This window comes from Burkholderia latens, from assembly GCF_001718795.1.
GTDB lineage: Bacteria > Pseudomonadota > Gammaproteobacteria > Burkholderiales > Burkholderiaceae > Burkholderia > Burkholderia latens_A.
Map to the genome: position 1 here is coordinate 1,031,077 of NZ_CP013438.1, position 19,937 is coordinate 1,051,013.

Here is a 19,937-nt window from a genome sequence, read left to right on the forward strand (position 1 = left end):
CCCCGCATGGTATCCGACGCCATTTCACGCGCCAGCCCGGAGGTTTACCCGTATTAGAAAATAGCAAGTGACTTTGGCATTGACAAATTATCGATGCGAGCCGATGATCGGTGCATTCCCCTCAACACATGGCTCGCAGCCACGGAACGCACAATGGCCAAAGCATTCGCCTCCCAAGCCGATCTGGAAGAGAAGAAAATCACCTGGACGCAGCTGTCCGAGAATGCGTACGCATACACCGCCGAAGGCGACCCGAACTCGGGCGTGATCGTCGGCGACGACAGCGTGCTGATCGTCGATACGACGGCGACGCCGGCGATGGCGCAGGACCTGATCGCGAAGATCCGCAGCGTGACCGACAAGCCGATCAAGCACGTCGTGCTGTCGCATTACCACGCGGTGCGCGTGCTCGGCGCGTCCGCGTATTTCGCCGAAGGCGCGCAGCACGTGATCGCGAGCCGCGGCACCTACGAGATGATCGTCGAGCGCGGCGAGGCCGACATGAAGTCGGAGATCGAGCGCTTCCCGCGACTGTTCGCGGGCGTCGAGACGGTACCGGGACTGACGTGGCCGACGCTCGTGTTCGAGCGCGAGATCACGCTGTTCCTCGGCAAGCTCGAAGTGAAGATCATGCACGTCGGCTCCGGTCACACGAAGGGCGACACGATCGTGTGGTTGCCGTCGCAAAAGGTGCTGTTCTCGGGCGACCTCGTCGAATACGACGCGGCCTGCTATTGCGGCGACGCACAGCTCGAGCAGTGGCCGGCCACGCTCGAAGCGCTGCGCGCGCTCGGCGCCGAAAAGCTCGTGCCCGGCCGCGGCCCCGCGTTGCTGAATCCGGCCGACGTGAACAAGGGCCTCGACTACACGAAGGATTTCGTGACGACGCTGCTCGAGCAGGGCCGCAAGGCCGTCGAGCGCAAGCTCGACCTGAAGGCGTCGATGGCGCTCACGCGCGAAGCGATGGATCCGAAGTTCGGCCACGTGTTCATCTACGAGCACTGTCTGCCGTTCGACGTGTCGCGCGCGTTCGACGAGGCGAGCGGGATCACGCATCCGCGCATCTGGACCGCGCAGCGCGACAAGGAAATGTGGGACGCGCTGCAGGACTGACCGGGTTGCGGCGGGCGCACGTTCCGCCGTTTTCCTGAAGGCTCTCCGGGCGCTGACGGTATTGCGCAGCCGTCCGGGGAGCCGAATTCCGATCTCACAAGAAAGCAGGGCGCACGCACGCCCTCGGAGACTGCTGCGCGCTCGCATCGCGCGGCCCGTTTGGAGACAGACATGCCCCAATCGCTTCCCGCCGAAGCAGCGGTCGCGCACGCGAGCGTCGCGGCGCCGGCTTCCGCATCCGCATCCGCATCCGCCGATGATGCCGGCGACGCGCTGCTGTTCCGCAAGATCGCGTGGCGCATCGTGCCGTTCCTGTTCCTCTGCTACGTGGTGTCGTTCCTCGACCGCATCAACATCGGCTTCGCACAGCTGCAGATGAAGCACGACCTCGGCTTCAGCGATGCGATGTACGGCGTCGGTGCCGCGGTGTTCTACGTCGGCTACGTGTTCTGCGAGGTGCCGAGCAACCTGTTGCTTGCGCGCTTCGGCGCACGCCGCACGTTCACGCGGATCATGCTGCTGTGGGGCGTCGCGTCGACCGGGATGATGTTCGTGTCGCAGCCGTCGCATTTCTATGTGCTGCGCTTCCTGCTCGGCGTGTTCGAGGCCGGCTTTTTCCCCGGCATCGTGCTGTACCTGACCTACTGGTTTCCGGCGAACCGCCGTGCGGCAGCGATCTCGGTGTTCTTCGCGGGCGTCGCGGTTGCGGGCGTGCTCGGCGGCCTGATTTCGGGCTGGATCATGCGCGACATGAGCGGCGTGCTCGGGCTGCACGGCTGGCAGTGGATGTTCGCGATCGAAGGCGCGCCCGCGATCGTGCTCGCGTTTTTCGCGTTCACGTATCTGGTCGACCGGCCGCAGGATGCCGCGTGGCTCACATCCGACGAAAAAGCGCGCGTGGCCGCACTGTGCGCCGATGGCCGCGCGCATGGCGCGCATGACAAGCGCAGCGTGGCGGCCGCGCTCGCGAACCCGCGCGTCTATCTGTTCGCGTTCATCTACTTCTCGCTGACCTGCGCGTCGCTGACGCTCAACTTCTGGATGCCGCTGATGATCCGCGACTTCGGCGTGACCGACGTCCTGGCCGTGAGCCTTTACACGGTCGTGCCGAACGCGGTCGGCGCGATCGGGCTGATCCTGATCGCGCGCCGCTCCGATCGCACCGGCGAGCGTCGCAAGCACTTCGCGTGCTGCACGATCGGCGGCGGGCTCGCGCTCGCGGCGCTGACGCTGCACCTGCACAGCTTCGCCGCGATGCTTGCGTGCCTGTCGGTTGCCGCGACGCTGATCTTCGCGGCGCTGCCGATCTTCTGGGCAGTGCCGACCCGTTATCTGTCGGGCAACGCGGCCGCGGCCGGGATCGCGCTGATCAGCAGCATCGGGATCACGAGCGGGATCGTCAGCCCCTGGGCGATCGGGTTGATCCGCACACGCACCGGCAGCATGGATCTCGCCGTGTACCTGCTGGCCGCGCTGCTCGCGCTGAGCGGCGCCGCGTTGATGCTCGGCGTGAAGGGCGAAGCCGCGCGACGCGCGTGAACATGGCCGGCCTCCGCGAGCGGGCGGCGGCGGCCGGCGTCGGGTTTCCCGCGCGCCCGTCATATTCGCATTCCATCGAGGAGACGATCGATGTCGATCCCTGTGCAAGCGGACGCCGTTCAAGCGGAAGCGTCCGGTTCCCGTGCGTCCGGCGACGACGCGCTGTATCGCCGCATCGGCATGCGCATCGTGCCGTTCCTGTTCATCTGCTACATCGTGTCGATTCTCGACCGCAGCAATATCGGCTTCGCACAGTTGCAGATGCGTCAGGACCTCGGGCTGACCGACGCGATGTACAGCCTCGGCGCGGTTCTGTTTTTCGTCGGCTACGTGCTGTTCGAGGTGCCGAGCAACGCGTTGCTGCGCCGCTTCGGCGCGCGCCGCACGTTCGCGCGGATCATGGTTCTGTGGGGAGCGGTGTCGGTCGCGATGATCACCGTCGACAGCGCGACGCACTTCTACGTGCTGCGCTTCCTGCTCGGGCTGTTCGAAGCCGGCTTTTTCCCCGGTGTGGTGTTCTATTTGACGTACTGGTATCCGGCGCGTCGGCGCGCATCGGTGCTGTCGATCTTCTACGCGGGCGTCGCAGTGGCGGGAATGGTCGGCGGGCTGCTGTCCGGATGGCTGATGCGCGGGATGGCCGGCGTGCTCGGGCTGCACGGCTGGCAATGGATGTTCGCGATCGAGGGCGCGCCCGCGATCCTGCTCGGCGTGATCGCGTGGTTCTGGCTGTGCGACCGCCCCGAACATGCACGCTGGCTGTCCGACGACGACCGGCAGCGGCTTGCGGCCGACCTGGCCGCCGATCGCTCGGATGCACGCGCGCACCCGGCGTCTTCGCTGCGGCAGGTGATGGCCGAGCCTCGCACGTATTTGTTCGCGTTCATCTATTTCTCGCTGACGACCGCGCTGCTGATGCTGCTGTTCTGGATGCCGCTGATGATTCGCGAGTTCGGCATTCACGATGTGGTCCACATCAGCCTGCTGTCGATCGTACCGAACGCGATCGGCGCAGCCGGCCTGATCGCGATCGCGCGGCGCTCGGACCGCAAGCGCGAACGTCGCTGGCATTTCGCCGCGTGCGCATTCGGTGGCGCGGCGGCGCTCGCGCTGCTGACGCTGCACCTGCCGAGCATCGTCGCGATGATGGCGCTGCTGTCGATCGCGGCAATGCTGATCTTTGCCGCGCATCCGGTGTTCTGGGCCGTGCCGTCCGCGTATTTCTCGGGAGCCGGCGCGGCGGGCGGGATCGCGCTGATCAGCAGCATCGGCGTGTCGAGCGGAATGATCACGCCGTGGATCGTCGGCGTGATCCGCACGCGCACCGGCAACATGGATTCCGCGATGCTGATGATCGCCGGATTGCTGGCCGCGTGTGCGGTCGCGATGCTGATGGGAGTGCGCGCGACTTCGCGCGAGACGGCGCACGCGCGGCGTTGATCGGCCTTCGCGTGGAGGCAGCGACGTGTCAGGCCGGACGATGCCGTCCGGCCCGAGTGCCGGGGTTCGGTCAGGTGAAATACTCGCGGGCCGGGCGCCGCCAATACTGCCGACTAGCGCACGGCCGCGTAGCGCGGCGCCGGCGTATTCGTCGACAAATGCGGCGCCATCGTGCGCCGCGCGGCCTCGTACGCATCCCACTCGGCAACCGCGTGCAGCGACGGAATCGTCACGAGTTCGCCGCGCTCGAAGCCGACCAGCGCCGCGTCGACGAGCTCCGATGCCGACATCACGATCTCCTTCGGCAGGTGCTCGATCGGCAGGCCGCCGGTCTGCCAGAATTCCGTCGCGGTCGCACCGGGCAGCACGGCCTGCACCTGCACGCCCTTGTCGGCGAGCTCGTGATGCAGCGACTGGCTGAATGCAAGCACGAACGCCTTGCTGCCGCCGTACACGCCGTTGAGCGTTTCCGGCGAGATCGCGACGATCGACGAGATGTTGATCACCGCACCGCGGCCGCGCGCGACGAAGCCGGGAACGGCCGCATACGTCAGGCGCGTGAGCGCGGTCACGTTCAGGTCGATCATGCGCGTCATCGCGTCGACGTCGCTGTCGAGCAGCGGCGCATGCGTGCCGACGCCCGCGTTGTTCACGAGCAGGGTGATGCTCGCGTCCTCCTTCAGCTTCGCTTCGACGGCGCCGAGCGCCGCGCGGTCGTTGAGGTCTGCGCCGACGATCTCGACGCTGCGCTGCGTGTCGTTCGTGATGCGCTCGGCGAGGGCGGCGAGCCGGTCGCGATTGCGCGCGACCAGGATCAGGTCGTAGCCGCGGCGCGCGAGCCGGTCGGCGTAGATCGCGCCGATGCCGGACGATGCGCCGGTAATGACGGCGGTACCGCGATGTGCTTCAGTCATGATGTCGCTCCATGTCGGGGAAAGGGTGAGTGCGTGAGTGCATTCTGGCTTCGAATCGCGGCGACACAAATGACGTAGATAGGTATGATTTCGGACATCGGGCCGACGGCGACGACCGGCGTGCCCGGCACCGGAGATATCCATGCACCGAATCGGCTTTCTGATCAGCGACGGGTTCCAGATCATGGCGCTCGCCGCGCAATCCGTGTTCGAGTACGCGAACCTGACTGCGGGCCAACCGTTCTACGCGATGAGCAACTATTCCGTCGACGGCGGCGACGTACGGTCGTCTCTCGGCTTGCCGGTCGCCACGCGTGCGCTGCGCGGTCGGCGCATCGACGTCGATACCTGGATCGTCGCGGGCGTCAACGATCCGCTCGCATCGCCGGCGCCGGCCGACGTCGTCGCGTTCCTGCGCCGCACGAACGCGCGTGCGCGGCGCATCGCCGGCATCTGCACGGGCGCGTTCGTGCTTGCGCAGGCGGGGCTGCTCGCGCAGCGGCGCGCGACCACGCACTGGGCGTACGGCCGCGACCTGCAAAAGCAATTTCCGGACATTCGCGTGGAGGAGGACCGGATCTACATCGTCGACGGTCCGGTCTGGACCTCGGCCGGGATGACGGCCGGCCTCGACCTCGCGCTCGCGATGGTGGAAAAGGATCTCGGCGCGGACGTCGCGCGCGCGGTCGCACGCAAGCTGGTGATGCACCAGCGCCGTGCGGGCGGGCAGTCGCAGCATTCGGAGATGCTGGATCTTGCGCCGAAATCGGACCGGATCCAGGACGCGCTGAACTATGCGCGGCGAAACCTGGGCCGTGCGCTGACCGTCGACGAGCTGGCTGGCGCGGTCCACCTGAGCCCGCGCCAGTTCAGCCGCGTGTTCACGCTCGAGACGGGACAGTCGCCGGCGAAGGCGATCGAGCGGCTGCGGCTCGAAGCCGCGCGGCTGATGATCGAGCAGAGCCGGCATCCGCTCGACGTGATCGCGAAGGAAAACGGCTTTCGCGACCGGCGCCACCTGCGCGACGCGTTCGTGCGCGGTTTCGGCGTGCCGCCGCAGGCGGTGCGGCGCGAAGCGCGTGCGGATGCACGGGAAACGGGCTGATACGGGCGGCGCGACGCGCGCCGGCGCGCGCCGCGAAAATCGCGCAGAATGCGTCGACATGCCTGACCAGGAGCGACGATGCAGCCCGAGCCGTTCGACATTGCGATATCCGATCACGCGCTGGACGACCTGCGGCGTCGCCTGCGCGACGTGCGCTCGCCGCGCCTGACACCCGCCGAGCCGTGGCAGCAGGGCATCGACGGCGCGTGGCTGCGCGAGCTGACCGCATATTGGGCAGAGCGCTTCGACTGGCGCGCGGCCGAGCGCGCATTGAACCGGCTCCCGCAATTCGTCGCGGACACAGGCGGCCAGCGCGTGCATTTCATCCATCGGCGCGGTACCGGGCGAGCGCCTTATCCGCTCGTGATTACGCATGGCTGGCCGGGGTCCGTGTTCGAATTCGATGCGCTGCTCGACCGCCTGTGCGACCCGGCGGCGTTTGGCGGCGATCCGGAAGACGCATTCGACGTCGTCGTGCCGTCATTGCCCGGCTTCCTGTTTTCGCCCGCTCCAGCGGCGTCGGGCATGTCGGCGTTTCAGGTTGCCGACTGCTGGGCCGCGTTGATGTCCGGCCTCGGATATCGGCGCTTCGGCGCGCAAGGCGGGGATCTGGGCGCGGCCGTGTCGATCGCACTCGGCGCACGACATGCGGACGTGGTGGATGGCGTCCACCTGAACTATCTGCCCGGCAGCTACGAGCCGCCGACGGACGCGACTTCGCCGCTGACCGACGATGAGCGGGCGTTCGTCGCGCAGCGCGGCGAATGGGCGGCGCTCGAAGGCGGCTATGCGCACGTGCACATGACGAAGCCGCAGACGCTGGCCGTTGCGCTCAACAATTCGCCGGCCGGGCTGGCCGCATGGATCGCGGAGAAATTCCGCTCATGGAGCGACTGCGACGGCGACGTCGCGCGGCGCTTTTCGCACGACACGCTGCTGACCGGGATCTCGCTCTACTGGTTCACCGGCTGCATCGGCTCGTCGATGCAGATGTATTGGGAAAACCGTCTGCAGCCGATGCGCTTCGAGGCCGGGCAACGCGTGACGGCGCCCGTCGCATTCGCGCGCTTCCCGAAGGAAATCAGCCGGCCGCCGCGCACCTGGCTCGAGCGCGTGTTCGATGTCGTGCAGTGGACCGACATGCCGCGCGGCGGTCATTTCGCGGCGATGGAAGAGCCGGCGCTGCTCGCCGACGACATTCGGCGATTTTTCCGGCGTTTTCGCTAGCGAACGGGATGGCGGCGCAAGTGCGCGACCTGCCCGCACTGCACTGCATTGCGGTCATCCGCACGCCAGCGACAAGCGCCGCAACGGCGCGCGGTGAGCCGGCGAGGATGCATGGCTTATCGCATGTCCCGTTGCTTGTCTTGCCGCGTGACGAACGCCGTCGCGTCGTGCGGCGCCGCGCGTGCGTGCTTGCGCTGGCGCAGCAGCGCGACGCGGCAATTCTCGCGCGCGGTTTCGCGGCCGTCGTCGTCGAGCAGCACCAGGTCGCCGCGCATCACGTTCAGCGTGATCACGTCTTCCCCCGGCGCACCGAGCGTCTCCGGCGTATGCACGGAGCCTGCCGGCTCAAGCACCGTCGAGCCGGCCTGCGCGATCCACTCGTACTCGCGGTAACGCCATGCGCCCTGCAGCGTATGAACGAACACCTCGCCGTCGTGACGGTGGCGCGGCAGCGTGCCGCCGGCCGGCATCTTGAGCAGCGCGGTCAACGTGTCTTCCGCCGCATTGATATGCAGATACTTGATCGCGAGCCCCGGCAAGTCAGCGCTCATCGGCAGCCACGGCAGCGCGTCGCCGGGCAGGCAAGAGATCGGCGGCAGGTCGGTGGGTAGCGGGGCGGACGGCTGCGTCATGGCGAAAGGCGAAGCGGAAAACGGGAAGCGCGCATTATCGCAGACGGAAATCGGCCGGCGGGGAGCGGCGCGGCGCCGGGGTTCGCGGCCGCATCGGCCGCCGTCTGTTTCGTGATGCAAGGCGGATGCCGCCCCAGCCGCAACCCGCAGACGGCGGCCGCGCAGCCCGAGCCGGACCGCTCTAGGCGTCGCCGCCATTGCCGCCCGGCCGCACCACCGAATGCGCGGCCTCCAGGCACGACTGGAACAGCAGCGCCGCGCGCGACGGTCGCGGCGAGCGCCGCAGCAGGCTCACGAACCGGCACCGGTAATTGAACCGGTGCGGCGCGATCGGCTGCATCAACCCCTTGTTTTCGAAACTTTCCGCGTAATGGTCGGGCAGGAAGCCGAGATAGCGGCCCGAGAGAATCAGCGTCGCGATCGATTCCTGGTCGGACGCCGTCGCGCTGCGCGTGAGCTTCGCACGATGGCTGAGCTCCATGTTCGGCGAGTGGAAGCCGAGGCCGGCGAATGCGTGGTTGCGGATCGTCGTCCACGTGAGCTTTCCGTGCGGCGCGTCGAACAGCGGATGCTGGCGGCCGCAGTACAGCAGCATCCGCTCGTCGAACAGTTCCGAATATACGAGGCTGCCCGAGTTGCGGTGCGCGGGAATGATTCCGACCTGATAGCTGCCGTCGATGATCCCGCGCTCGACTTCGTTGATCGACGCGACGTGCAGGTTCAGCGCGACGTCGGGCGCCTCGTCCGCGAACTGGCGGATCGCGTCGCCAAGCCGCGCGTTCGGGTTGGTGGCCGTCTTGTCGAACACCGCGACGTGCAGTTCTCCGCCCATCTTGTCGTGAATGCCGTCGATCCTGCTGCGAAATGCCTCCATCGAGGCCAGCAGCCGCAGGGTTTCCTCGTAGACGGTCTGTCCCTCGGCGGTCAGCGTGAAACCCGCGCGGCCGCGGCGGCACAGCACCAGGCCCAGACGCGTTTCCAGATCCTTCACGTGCCGGCTGATCGTCGAGATGCCGATATTCAGCTCGAGCTCGGCCGCCGCCATCCCGCCGCATTGAACGACGCCCTTGAAGACGCGCAGCAGCCGCAGATCCATGTCGCTGAGCTGCCCCAGCAGCGCGCGGCTCTTCGGTTTCTTTGCTTGCATAGTTGCGCAAGTAAACATTGATATTGCGATATTCAAAAGACTAATTGGCGTACCGACAATGCGCAAGATCAATACAGGAAGGAGGGGCGCGCGGCGCCGACCGACATGACCGATACGACTATCGCCAAGCAACAGGAAGAGACAAACCTCCGCACCGACGCCGCGTGGCTGGACGCCCACTGGATGCCGTTCACCGCAAACCGCCAGTTCAAGTCCGACCCGCGCATGATCGTGTCGGCCAAGGACGCGTATTACACGGACGCCGAAGGCCGCAAGATCTTCGACGGACTGTCGGGCCTGTGGTGCACGGGCCTCGGCCACGGCCGCGCGGAAATCACGGAAGCCGTGAGCCGCCAGATCGCGCAACTCGATTACGCGCCGGCGTTCCAGTTCGGCCATCCGAAGTCGTTCGAGCTCGCGAACAAGATCAAGGAACTGACGCCCGCCGGCCTCGACTACGTGTTCTTCACCGGCTCGGGCTCGGAAGCGGCCGACACGTCGCTGAAGATGGCCCGCGCTTACTGGCGGGCGAAGGGCAAGGGCACGAAGACGCGCCTGATCGGCCGCGAGAAGGGCTATCACGGCGTGAACTTCGGCGGCATCTCGGTCGGCGGCATCGGCGCGAACCGCAAGCTGTTCGGTCAGGGCGTGGAAGCCGATTTCCTGCCGCATACGCAGCTTGCCGAAAACCGGTTCTCGCGCGGGATGCCGGACAACGGCGCCGAGCTGGCCGACCGCCTGCTCGACCTGATCACGCTGCACGACGCATCGAACATCGCGGCTGTGATCGTCGAGCCGTTCTCCGGCTCGGCAGGCGTGGTCATCCCGCCGAAGGGCTATCTGAAGCGACTGCGCGACATCTGTACCGCGCACGACATCCTGCTGATCTTCGACGAAGTCATCACGGGCTTCGGCCGAGCCGGCGCAATGACGGGCGCCGCCGCATTCGGCGTGACGCCGGACATCATGAACTTCGCGAAACAGGTCACGAACGGCGCGCAGCCGCTCGGCGGCGTGGTCGCGACGAAGGAAATCTACGACACGTTCATGGCCGCGGGCGGCCCCGAGTACATGCTCGAGTTTCCGCACGGCTACACGTACTCGGCGCATCCGGTCGCCTGCGCGGCGGGCATCGCGGCGCTCGACCTGCTCGTGAAGGAAGACGCGGTGGCCCGCGTGCGCGATCTCGCGCCGCATTTCGAGGCAGCGGTGCATGGGCTGAAGGGCCAGCGCCACATCGCGGACATCCGCAACTACGGGCTGGCGGCCGGCCTGACGATCGCCGCGTTGCCGGGCGAGCCGGCACGGCGCCCGTACGAGATCGCGATGCGCTGCTGGGCGAAGGGCTTCTACGTGCGCTACGGCGGCGACACGATCCAGCTCGCGCCGCCGTTCATCGCCGAGAAGCGCGAGATCGACAATCTCGTGAATGCGCTGTCCGATGCGCTGAATGAAGTGGACTGAGCCGCGCCCCGTTTCCAGCGACAACCGAATTCACGACTGAGCCAGATACATGAAACACGACAGCAACGTTACTTCCACCATCGGCCACCTGATCGACGGCAAGCGCGTCGACGGCGGCAGTCGCGTCCAGCCGGTGTTCGATCCGGCGACGGGCGAATCGGGCAAGAGCGTCGCGCTCGCCGACAAGCTGACCGTCGAGGCCGCGATCGCGTCGGCGCAGGCCGCATTCCCTGCATGGCGCAATACACCGCCGCTGAAGCGTGCACGCGTGATGAGCCGCTTCAAGACGCTGCTCGAAGAGCACGCGGACGAGCTGTGCGCGCTGATCACCGCCGAGCACGGCAAGGTGCTGGCCGATGCGATGGGCGAGCTGCAGCGCGGGATCGAGAACGTCGAATACGCGACGTACGTGCCGGAGCTGCTGAAGGGCGAGCACAGCAAGAACGTCGGCCCCGCGATCGATTCGTGGAGCGAATTCCAGGCGCTCGGCGTCGCAGCCGGCATCACGCCGTTCAACTTCCCGGTGATGGTGCCGCTGTGGATGTGGCCGATGGCCGTCGCCTGCGGCAACACGTTCGTGCTGAAGCCGTCCGAGCGCACGCCGTCGTCGACGCTGCGCATGGCCGAACTCGCGCTCGAGGCCGGCTTGCCGCCAGGCGTGCTGAACGTCGTGAACGGCGACAAGGAAGCGGTCGACACGATCCTCGCCGACCCGCGCGTGAAGGCCGTGAGCTTCGTCGGCTCGACGCCGATCGCCGAATATATCTACGCGACGGGCTGCGCGCACGGCAAGCGCGTGCAGGCGCTCGGCGGCGCGAAGAACTTCGCGGTCGTGATGCCCGACGCCGACATCGGCAACGCGGTGAACGCGTTGATGGGCGCCGCGTACGGCTCTTGCGGCGAGCGCTGCATGGCGATCCCATTGGTCGTCGCGATCGGCGACGAAACGGGCGACCAGGTCGTCGCCGGGCTGAAGGCCGAGATCGAGAAGATGAAGGTCGGGCCGGGCAACGGTGCGGGCGTCGACATGGGGCCGCTCGTCACGAAGCAGCATTTCGACAAGGTGACGGGGTTCGTCGACGCGGGCGTGGCGGCGGGCGCGACGCTCGTGGTCGACGGCCGCGGCGTGAAGGTCGACGGCCACGACGGCGGCTATTACCTCGGCCCGTGCCTGTTCGACAACGTGAAGCCGGGCATGCCGATCTATCAGCACGAGATTTTCGGGCCGGTGCTCGGCGTGATCCGCCTGAAGTCGCTCGACGACGCGATGGCGCTGATCGACGCGCACGAATACGGGAACGGCACGTGCCTGTTCACGCGCGACGGCGAAGCGGCGCGCTATTTCAGCGACAACATCCAGATCGGCATGGTCGGCATCAACGTGCCGTTGCCGGTGCCGGTCGCGTATCACTCGTTCGGCGGCTGGAAGCGCTCGCTGTTCGGCGACCTGCACGCGTACGGCCCGGATGCGGTGCGCTTCTACACGAAGCGAAAGACGATCACGCAACGCTGGCCGTCGGCCGGCGTGCGCGAAGGCGCGGTGTTCAGCTTCCCGTCGAACCGTTGATGCGCGGCCGGCAGGTTGGCGCGACGCGCGCCAGCCTGCACGAACGCCGCAGGCCCGCTCCGGCCGGAGCGGGTTTTTTTACGCGCGCGGCGGCTGCGGCGGCGCCCGCGCGGAACGCGCAGAACGAACGTCTATGGCGTGACCACGTGCCACACGTTGTTGAAGTTGTCGCCATTGCGGTCGCCCTGTTTCATGTCCTTCGAGAAGAAATACAGCGGCTTGCCCTTGTATGCCCATTGCGGGCTGCCGTCGTCGCGCTTGACGATCGTGTAAGGGCCGGCCGGAACGTCCGTCGCGCTGGCCTTGTACGGCGGCCACAGGGTTTCGCATTGGCCCGTGCATGCGCTGGTGCCGGCGTTGGGCTTGTCCTTGTCGAACGAATAGACGGTCATCCCGTTCGCGGCGACGAGCAGGCCGTTTTCGGCTTTCGTGATCGAGCCTTGAGCCGAGGCCGAAACCGACGCCATGGCGAGCACGGCGGAACTGACGAGCAGCGCGGCTTTCATGGGACCTCCTGATAGTCCGGTTGGCGGCGCGATTGCATGCACGGCCGGGCGTGCGCGATCGCGTGGAATGGTGCCGGAACGCGGCGCCGTGGCCGCCGGTGCGAGCGACGTGAAGTCGGGTGGCGGCGCAACGGCCCCGCTTCTTTCACCATAGGCGGTTTTTGGCAGCGCCGCGAGCCGAACCGGGGGCGTATCGCCCGATCCGTATGTCCGATGCAACGCAGGCGTGCGTCTCTGCGAAGCCGCGTGCGAGATCCGGCCCCGACTTGCACGAACCGCCACATGCGTGCCGCGCGGCGTCGGTGTCGCCAACGCCCGGCGAGCGACACGAAGGGCAACGAACTCGAATGGCGGCGCGAAGCGCGTCGGCCGGCATGCCGGCACGATACGTGCACGTGCAATGACGGGCCGGCGGCGCGGCACGTGGATTGCTTGCGATGTGGCGAGCGGCGGGTCGTACGCGCCGCTACTTCGCGGAGGTAACGACGATGCCAGACGATCCCGGGGACGTCGCGCGTGCGAGCTATCGTGCGTACGTCGACAAGGACCGCGACGCGATCGAAGCGCTGATCGCGCCGGACTTTCATTTCACGAGCCCGCTCGACAACCGGCTCGACCGCGATGCGTATCTGGCGCGCTGCTGGCCGAACAGCACGATGCTCGCCGGCTTCGAATTCGTCGACGTCGCGGTGCAGGGCGAATACGTGTTCGTCGTCTACGAAGCCGCGACGACCGCCGGCCGGCGTTTCCGAAACGCCGAACGCCTGCGCGTGTGCGACGGGCGGATCGTCGAGGCCGAAGTGTATTTCGGCTGGTACGTGCCGCACCAGGCGCCCGATGGCGGCTTCATCGAACCGGCGCGCTGACGACGCGCGCCGGCATTGCAGCGCCTATCCGGCAGCATCGTCGCCGAGTGCCCGAATGAATCGCGAGAACAGCTCCGGCTGCGACGAGATCCCGAGCTTCGCGTAAAGATGCCGCCGGTGCACCTTCACCGTTTCCGGTGAAATCGCGAGCCGCTCGGCGATCGCTTTCGACGAATTGCCGCGCAGCACCATTCTCGCGATCGCCATTTCGCGATCGGTCAGCACACCCGCGCCGAAGCGCGCGAGCGCCTGCTCGACGCGCACACCGAGATCGTCGTCGGGCGTCGCGCGCGCGGCGTCGCCGATCAGCCGCCAGTGCTGGCGCATCGCGGCGAGCACCCACGGCATCGCCGCCGTGAGCTTGCCGAGCGGCTCGACGTCGAAGCGCGTGGCTGCGCCGAGCGATAGCGACAGCAGCAGGTCCGGAGTCGGGCGCAGCAGGATCTGGATTTCGTCGTCGCCGACCGCATCGCGGAAATAGCTCAGGAAATACTCGCTCTGCCGGAACAGGTCCGGCGCGACTTCCTCGAGCCGGTAGCAGCCGTCGGCGAGCCCGTCGTGCGCGGCCTGCAGGAACGGATCGAGCAGATATAACCCATTGAGGTAAAGCGGTACCGGCGACGCGCAGTCGGCGCCGCCCGTGTCGTATTCGTCGAGCACGAGCGGCACGCCGTCGCGGCCGATCGCGGTTGCGAGCGCGTTGTCGAACGGCACCATCTCGTTGAGCAGCAGCACCAGGAAGCGCCAAAAGCGCGGCTGGCCGAGATGATCGATCGCGCGGCCGAGCGCCTGATGCATCGCGATTTCGGAGAAGAGTCGATCCATACCACCACCGGAGGGCGTAACACGAACGGGGAATAGCGGTCCTGAATTTGGCTTCCTAGACTGCCACGCAATGATTCGGGCCCGAGTATGGGCGTTCAAAAAACGGCAGCAAAGCAACAGGAGAACGAAATGGCGATGATGTCGGAATCGACGGGCACGCTGCAAGCGGCGCCTGCCACGCAAGACGGGCCGCGCGCGTTGTCACAGACGCTCAGCGTGCGCGATGCGGTGATGATCACCGTGTCGGGCGTGACGCCCGCGAGCTCGATCTTCGTGATCGCGCCGTTCGCGATCCAGCAGGCCGGGAGCGGCGCGGTGCTGTCGTTCGTGCTCGGCGGCGTGCTCGCGCTCGCGTTCGCGCTCTGCTACGCGGAGCTCAGCGCCGCACACCGCAGCGCGGGCGGCGAATACGTGATGGCCAAGCGCGTGTTCGGCACGCTGCCCGGCTACCTGACCTTCATCACGGTGCTGTCCGTCAGCGTGTTCATTCCGGCCGTGCTCGCAAGCGGCGCCGCGCCATACCTGAACAACGCGCTCGGCACGCACTTCAGCAATCAGTCGGTCGCGTTGACGATCGTGCTGCTCAGCTACGTGCTCGGGATGCTGAACATCAAGACGAACGCGTGGATCACCGGCGCGTTTCTCGTCGTCGAAATCGGCGTGCTGATGCTGATCGCGGCGCTCGGCTTCGGCTCGCCGCATCGCGGCGCGGACGTGCTCGTCGCGCCGGTCGTCGCGAGCGGCACCGCGCTGGTGCCAGCGACGCTCGCGGCGATCGTGCCCGCGATCGGCACGGCGATCTTCTGCTACAACGGCTTCGGCTCCGCCGCGTATCTCGCCGAGGACCTGCGCGGCGGCAACCGCAACGTCGCGAAAGCCGTGATCTATTCGCTGCTGGTGATTCTCGTCGTCGAGCTGGTGCCGCTCACCGCGATCGTGCTCGGTGCGCCGTCGCTGACCGAGCTGACGAAGAGCGCGGATCCGATCGGGTACGTCGTGCGCTCACTGAGCAATCCGGCGGTGTCGCGCGTGGTCAGCGGCGGGATCTTCCTGTCGGTGTTCAACGCGATCATCGCGATCGTAATCACGATGGGGCGCCTGCTGTACAGCAGCGGCCGCCATGCGCTCTGGTCGCGCGGCTGCAATCGCGCATTTTCTACCATCCATCCGCGCTTCGAATCCCCTTGGCTCGCGACGCTCGCGCTGGCGGCGCCGTCGTCGGGGCTCGTGTTCGTGTCAAGCCTCGACGAGCTGACCGCGTTCACGGTCGACCTGTTGCTGCTGATCTACCTCGTCGTCGGGCTGGCCGCGCTCGCAAGCCGCTTCGTGCGCCGCGACGTCGAACATCACTACCGGATGCCGCTGTGGCCGTTGACGCCGCTCGTCGCGGTCGCCGGGGCAGCGTACACGCTGTACACGACGCTCGCCACCGCGACGAAGCCGACCGACCTGATCATCATCGGCGGACTGCTGGCGGCTGCGCTTGCGATGTATGCGGTGTGGGCGCGTCACAGCGAGACGTTCCGTTCGCTGTGACCGTACCGGCACACCGAACCGCCAAAACACCGCAAAAACACTGGAGGAATTGCATCATGCGCACGAGGGATCTCGGCATCCGCATCGGACTCGGTACGCCGGGCCGCTTCAACGCGATCACGGACGTCCCGGGTGTGCGGGTCGGGCATTGCACGCTGAACGTCGAGAACGGCGACGCATCGATCCACACCGGCGTCACGATCATCGAGCCGCGCGCGGGCGCCGCGCACGATTCACCGTGCTTCGCGGGCGTTCACGTGCTGAACGGCAACGGCGACGCGACCGGGCTCGAATGGATCCGCGAAGCGGGCCTGCTGACGACGCCGATCGCCTATACGAACACGCACAGCATCGGCGCGGTGCGCGACGCGCTGGTCGCGAACGAACGCGAAGCGGCGGCCGGCCGCGTTTACTGGTGCATGCCTGTCGTAATGGAAACTTACGACGGTGTGCTCAACGACATCTGGGGACAGCACGTGAGCGCCGCACACGTCGAGCGCGCTCTGGCCGCCGCGCAGTCGGGGCCCGTTGCCGAAGGCGGCGTCGGCGGCGGCACGGGGATGATTTGCCATGAGTTCAAGGGCGGGATCGGCACCGCATCGCGCGTGGTCGCGGGCGGCTGGACAGTCGGTGCGCTCGTGCAGGCGAACCACGGTGTGCGCGAGATGCTGCGCGTGGCCGGCTATCCGGTCGGCGAAGTGCTGCGGCACGTGCATTCGCCGTTCCGCGCCGCGCACGCGCACGGCGAAGCAGGGATGGGCTCGATCGTCGTGACGCTCGCGACCGACGCGCCGCTGCTGCCGCATCAATGCACGCGGCTCGCGCAACGTGCGAGCGTCGGGCTCGCCCGCGCGGGCGGCGGCACCGAGGATTCGAGCGGCGACATTTTCCTTGCGTTCGCCACCGGCAACGATGGGCTGCCGGCCGCGAACTACGGCAGCAAGGGTGCGCCGGCGACGGCCGTGAAAATGGTGAACAACGACCATATCTCCGCGCTGTTCGTCGCGGCGGCCGACGCGGTGGAGGAAGCGATCGTGAATGCGCTGGTGGCCGGAACCGACGTCGAATCGCGCGGCGCGCGCGTCGAAGGCCTTGGGCCGGCGCGCTTGCTCGATGCGTTGCGCGAAGTCGGTTGGCGGCCGGCGCGCGGTGCGTGAAACGGCATGCGCCGCCTCAGTCGAAGCGGCGAGGCGCGCAGTGACGGTGCGGCGACCGGCCGGCCCGTCTTGCGCGTGCACTGGCGATGCGTGCAACGCGCGCGCGGCGGGCCGGGCCGTGACGACGCGGCGTCATGCTCAGCTGCCGAAGTAGACGTTGCAGAAGCTGACCGGGCCGACGCATGCGTTCGGGTCTTCCTGCGTCGGCCGATTGCGATCGACGCGACCGGCGGCCTGCGTCGCTTCGGCTCGGTTCGCCGGCTGCTGCGCGACATCGGCCGGCGCAGGCTGGGCATGCGCGACGGCGGCGGTGAGCGACAGGGCAACGAGGGCGAGGTGCAGCGGCTTCATTTTGGTTTCTCCAGGGTCGGTGCCAGTCTCGGTGGCAGTGACGCAACTATAGGCTCGCACTGCTTAAGGATTAAGCACCGCGGGTGGAGAGCTTATTTCCAATCGGAACAAGGATCATGTTGCGTGCGCATCGATTCCGGGTCTTCCCGGTTGCTCACGGTCGGCAGGAGACGGTCGTCAATGACGATGGCGGTTGAACGGTGCGTCCTTGTCCAGCAGCGCACTGCGGATGAAGTGCAGACAGCCGACGATGCGCTGCATCTGGTGGCGCGCATCGGGCACTGCGTACCACGCGTGCAGCGCGTGCTGCGCGGCGCGGATCGCCAGGTTCACCGACTTCAGCGTCCGCGCGTGATGCACGGGCGTCGGATCGTCGAAGAAGCGCGGCAGCTCGCGCAGCACCGGATCGACGGCCGTGGTCCAGCGCAGCGCCTGCGGCGGCTTCGATGCGCAGAAACCATGCAGTTCGTCGCGCAGGTCGATCACCGCATGGCCGACTTCGAGCGTCGACAGCATCCAGCGCAGCGCATCGCGATGCTGACGCGTACGTCTGACGAGCAGCGTGCGCAGTTGCGCCATCAGGTCATGCGTGCTCGACTGGAAGCGCGCGGCGAGGCCGTCTCGCGGGCCTTCGCACGCGAGCGTCACCTGGCGGCGCAGATCGTGTGCGATGCGCGCGGTGAGCCATGGCATGTGGGTCGGAAACACGACAGCGAACACGAGCGAGCACGCGAGCATCGCGACGACGATGGCAAAGCCGTTGTTGACCAGTAGTTCGGGCGTATACGCGATCGTGTTGTCGGGGCCGGCCAGCAGGCAGAAGAACACCGCGAAGCCGATCCCGTAGCCGGACAGGCCCGGCCGCATCGCGAGAAACGCACCGAGGCCCAGCACCGGCGCGAGTGCCGCGCACAGCAGCGGAAAGCCGTCGATGTTCGGATACACGTGGCACAGGTACACGTAGCCGGCGGCCGTCGCGAACGCCGCGCCGACCGCCATTTGCGCGACGAACTTCGGCGCACGCGGGGACGTCGAGCTCAGCGCGCACGCGATGGCGGTGGCGATCACGGCGAGCGAGCCGCTCGGCCATTCGGACGCGATCCAGAACGCGCTCATCGCACCGACGGCGACCAGCGTGCGCAGGAACGCGAAGCCGACAAAGAATGAATTGGTTTTCACCGCGTAGCGCGTGACCGAGCGTTCGAGCGCGCGATCGTCGCGGTCGAGCGATGCATAGGTATCCGCATAACCGACGTACTCGCCGATGAAGCGATACATCAGCTCGATCGCCGTATCGAAATCGAGCACGCCACCGGCAGCATGCTCTTCGATCGCACGACGCGACGCGCGGGCAGCCTTCGGCAACGCACGATGAAAGCGGCGCAGTTCGAGCAGCGCGCCCGTCGTCGACGCGATCCCGCGCTGCCGTTCGTCGCGCAACGCGGTGACTCGCTGCGCGAGCCCGTCGACGTGCGGCGCGAGCGCTTCGAGCACGGCGTCCGACCGGTTCGCGCGCAGGCGCTTCACGAGCTGGTGCAACGCATGCAACCGCGTGCACGCGTTCATGAACTCGCTGTTCAGCCGCGCGAGCCGGCGGCTGCGTGCGCGAATGTGCGGATCCTCGAACGACGCGAATGCGCGATTGGCTTCGAAGCCGACGATCTCGTCGACGAAATCGGCGAAGCGCCGTTCGAAATCGCCGCGCGCGAGCTCGCCCGACAGCGCGCCGGCCGCGAACGCCGCGAACGTCACATGGCGGGTGCTCAATGACCGCATCAGTGCCTTCGCGGAGCTGAGCGGCAGGATCAGCGCGCTGACCGCGCCGGAGCACGCGATACCCAGGGCGACTTCCGCGGCGCGCGTGAGCGCGGACTGGAACAGCGTCTGCGGCGTCATCACCGCCGGCAGGCCGATCAGCGCAGCGGTATAGCCGGCGAGCACGAACCCGTACCAGCGGAAGTGGCGATTGCGTACCGCGAGCGCGATGCATGCGCCGATCCACAGCGTGATGCCGGTCATGTACAGCTCCGGCTGTTGCGCGAACAGTCCGCCGAGCGCGAGTGCGGCGACGAGGCCCGCCGCCGTGCCGAGCACGCGGTAGAAGCTCTTCGCGAACACCATTCCCGACAGCGGCTGCATCAGCACGAACACGGTCGTCATTGCCGTGCGCGGCTGCGACATCTCGAGCCGCATCGCGATGCCCATCGCGAGCAGTGCAGCCAGCACGGTCTTCGCGAGGTGCAGCCAGATCAATCCGTCGCTCGAGGCCCAGTCGCGCGCGGCGCCGCCCAGCGGATCGAGCCAGGTTCTCCATCGTGCCGGTTCGATGGACGGTTGCTCGATCGCAGGTTGTGGCTTCATGAAAAGAAGGGGCGCGTGCGGTGTCGCGGCGCGTCCGGACGGGTCCGTTCGACTGATGAGGCGCCGATTGTAGGAGGGCGGCGCGTGCGCATTAACGCAGCTGCGGGGAAACGATAGTTGCATGCCGCGTAACAATCTGTCGCCCCTGCTGGAGGAAAATAGCGGCTCCGCTACAGGTGGTTCACAG

The 19,937-nt window shown here is 67.3% G+C and carries 17 protein-coding genes; 10 read left to right on the forward strand and 7 right to left on the reverse strand.

The annotated features are described in order from the left end of the window. Positions 1-153 precede the first annotated feature (153 nt). The 3 genes from WK25_RS23950 to WK25_RS23960 all read left to right on the forward strand — a co-directional run bounded on the left by WK25_RS23950 (position 154) and on the right by WK25_RS23960 (position 4,092). Entirely contained in the window at positions 154-1,113 is a 960-nt protein-coding gene (locus WK25_RS23950) for an MBL fold metallo-hydrolase (RefSeq protein WP_069242924.1), read from the forward strand. Between the two features lie 171 nt (positions 1,114-1,284). After that, positions 1,285-2,652 (forward strand): MFS transporter, encoded by a 1,368-nt coding sequence (locus WK25_RS23955; protein ID WP_069242925.1) that lies wholly within the window; start codon positions 1,285-1,287, stop codon positions 2,650-2,652. 90 nt (positions 2,653-2,742) lie between these two features. Continuing rightward, positions 2,743-4,092 (forward strand): MFS transporter, encoded by a 1,350-nt coding sequence (locus WK25_RS23960; RefSeq protein WP_069242926.1) that lies wholly within the window; start codon positions 2,743-2,745, stop codon positions 4,090-4,092. Positions 4,093-4,205: 113 nt separating this feature from the next. Here the strand turns inward: WK25_RS23960 and WK25_RS23965 are convergent, their stop codons facing one another. Next, positions 4,206-5,006, reverse strand: a complete 801-nt coding sequence (locus WK25_RS23965; protein WP_069242927.1) for an SDR family NAD(P)-dependent oxidoreductase — start codon at positions 5,004-5,006, stop codon at positions 4,206-4,208. A 142-nt stretch (positions 5,007-5,148) separates the two neighbouring features. Between WK25_RS23965 and WK25_RS23970 the strand changes: the two genes are divergently transcribed. Beyond that, entirely contained in the window at positions 5,149-6,111 is a 963-nt protein-coding gene (locus tag WK25_RS23970; RefSeq protein WP_069242928.1) for a GlxA family transcriptional regulator, read from the forward strand. Between the two features lie 78 nt (positions 6,112-6,189). Then, entirely contained in the window at positions 6,190-7,338 is a 1,149-nt protein-coding gene (locus WK25_RS23975) for an epoxide hydrolase family protein (RefSeq protein WP_069242929.1), read from the forward strand. A 116-nt stretch (positions 7,339-7,454) separates the two neighbouring features. On the opposite strand, the gene WK25_RS23980 is transcribed toward WK25_RS23975, so the two are convergent. Continuing rightward, the gene (locus tag WK25_RS23980; RefSeq protein ID WP_040139741.1) at positions 7,455-7,970 is read right to left on the reverse strand and encodes a 2,4'-dihydroxyacetophenone dioxygenase family protein; all 516 of its coding nucleotides are present in this window, start codon (positions 7,968-7,970) and stop codon (positions 7,455-7,457) included. Positions 7,971-8,151: 181 nt separating this feature from the next. Continuing rightward, entirely contained in the window at positions 8,152-9,117 is a 966-nt protein-coding gene (locus WK25_RS23985; RefSeq protein WP_069242930.1) for a LysR family transcriptional regulator, read from the reverse strand. A gap of 105 nt (positions 9,118-9,222) precedes the next feature. Here WK25_RS23985 and WK25_RS23990 point away from each other — a divergent pair, with 105 nt between their 5' ends. Together WK25_RS23990 and WK25_RS23995 are read left to right on the forward strand one after the other, a co-directional pair. Then, the gene (locus WK25_RS23990; protein WP_040139743.1) at positions 9,223-10,581 is read left to right on the forward strand and encodes an aspartate aminotransferase family protein; all 1,359 of its coding nucleotides are present in this window, start codon (positions 9,223-9,225) and stop codon (positions 10,579-10,581) included. Between the two features lie 49 nt (positions 10,582-10,630). Then, positions 10,631-12,148, forward strand: a complete 1,518-nt coding sequence (locus WK25_RS23995; protein ID WP_040139744.1) for a CoA-acylating methylmalonate-semialdehyde dehydrogenase — start codon at positions 10,631-10,633, stop codon at positions 12,146-12,148. 131 nt (positions 12,149-12,279) lie between these two features. Here the strand turns inward: WK25_RS23995 and WK25_RS24000 are convergent, their stop codons facing one another. Next, entirely contained in the window at positions 12,280-12,654 is a 375-nt protein-coding gene (locus WK25_RS24000; protein WP_069242931.1) for a hypothetical protein, read from the reverse strand. Between the two features lie 488 nt (positions 12,655-13,142). Here WK25_RS24000 and WK25_RS24005 point away from each other — a divergent pair, with 488 nt between their 5' ends. Further along, positions 13,143-13,520: a nuclear transport factor 2 family protein gene (locus WK25_RS24005; protein ID WP_040141113.1), complete on the forward strand. Its 378-nt coding sequence runs from the start codon at positions 13,143-13,145 to the stop codon at positions 13,518-13,520. Between the two features lie 24 nt (positions 13,521-13,544). On the opposite strand, the gene WK25_RS24010 is transcribed toward WK25_RS24005, so the two are convergent. Next, positions 13,545-14,345: a helix-turn-helix transcriptional regulator gene (locus WK25_RS24010; RefSeq protein WP_040139746.1), complete on the reverse strand. Its 801-nt coding sequence runs from the start codon at positions 14,343-14,345 to the stop codon at positions 13,545-13,547. Positions 14,346-14,474: 129 nt separating this feature from the next. On the opposite strand from WK25_RS24010, the gene WK25_RS24015 reads away from it, so the two are divergent. Then, positions 14,475-15,881 carry an APC family permease gene (locus tag WK25_RS24015; protein WP_059546824.1) on the forward strand — a complete coding sequence of 469 codons (1,407 nt, stop codon included), beginning with the start codon at positions 14,475-14,477 and terminating at the stop codon, positions 15,879-15,881. A gap of 56 nt (positions 15,882-15,937) precedes the next feature. Then, complete coding sequence (locus WK25_RS24020) at positions 15,938-17,038, forward strand: P1 family peptidase (RefSeq protein WP_069242932.1); 1,101 nt, start codon at positions 15,938-15,940, stop codon at positions 17,036-17,038. A gap of 138 nt (positions 17,039-17,176) precedes the next feature. Here the strand turns inward: WK25_RS24020 and WK25_RS24025 are convergent, their stop codons facing one another. After that, positions 17,177-17,389, reverse strand: a complete 213-nt coding sequence (locus WK25_RS24025; RefSeq protein ID WP_059546830.1) for a hypothetical protein — start codon at positions 17,387-17,389, stop codon at positions 17,177-17,179. 177 nt (positions 17,390-17,566) lie between these two features. Beyond that, positions 17,567-19,750, reverse strand: coding sequence for an FUSC family protein (locus WK25_RS24030; protein WP_069242933.1), 2,184 nt, complete (start codon positions 19,748-19,750; stop codon positions 17,567-17,569). Positions 19,751-19,937: the final 187 nt, after the last annotated feature.